At 47.8% G+C, this 973-nt stretch carries 1 pseudogene; it reads left to right on the top strand.

The window, feature by feature from the left end:
* Positions 1 to 61 precede the first annotated feature (61 nt).
* Positions 62 to 886 (top strand): annotated as a pseudogene (locus R7R24_RS25125) (guanosine-5'-triphosphate,3'-diphosphate pyrophosphatase); the annotation flags it as partial.
* Positions 887 to 973: the final 87 nt, after the last annotated feature.

Genomic DNA, 973 nt, shown 5'->3' on the forward strand with positions numbered 1-973 from the left:
CGTTTAGCCGAGCATTCAAAAGAGGTAGAACAACAAGCAGAAGACTTGTGCGATTCGCTGGATGACATGGCAGGGCATGGACGAAGTAATTACTCACTCCAAACTTAAGCGTTTACAAAAGCAAGCCATGCTAGCCGATCATTTGGAGGAGATCGACATCGAAGGTTTAACGCTTGAGCGTGCCTTGGTCTTCCCTAGCGGCCTGTCTATTCTTATCGCGATTTTCGAGTTACTTGAAATCGATGCGATGACACTCGCGGGCGGCGCACTGCGTGAAGGCTTGGTTTATGAAATGGTCGACGAGCTGCGTCAAAATGACATTCGTGCTCGCACCATTTGTAGCGTACAAAGCCGTTATCAGCTTGATTGCCAATATGGTGAACAAGTGGCAACGCTGGCAGGTAAGCTTTTAGAGCAAGCCGGTGGCGATGAGTGGATTGCTGAGCCTCAAGGTAAAGTTCTGCTCGAAACCACAGCAAAATTGCACGAAATTGGCCTAACCATCGACTTTAAAAAAGGCGGTGAACATAGTGCTTACTTACTGCAAAACCTCGATTTGCCAGGCTATACACGTGCGCAGAAGTTCTTTATTGGTGAAATTGCGCGCCGTTACCGCGAGCAGCTAAGCTCACTACCAGAGCAACATGCTATATCTGGAACAAGTGCCAAACGCGTGCTGCGCTTGCTGCGTCTTGCAGTTCTACTGACCCACCGCCGCAACCCAAGCTTAGAACCACAAGTCGAGCTATTGGCTGAAGGTGATAAACTGACGTTGAGCATTGATGCGAAATGGCTAGAAGCTAACCCGCTTACGGCTGCTGAGTTAGAAATAGAATCGAACCGTCAAACAGACATTGGTTGGCCATTAACGATTACCGCTTGCTAATGATTGTTATCGAGTAAAAAGGCTCCTTATGGAGCCTTTTTGTTATTTGGCATTCCAATGTACAGTGCTTGGAGCTTTAGAACACCC

Source organism: Vibrio sp. 704, assembly GCF_033339295.1.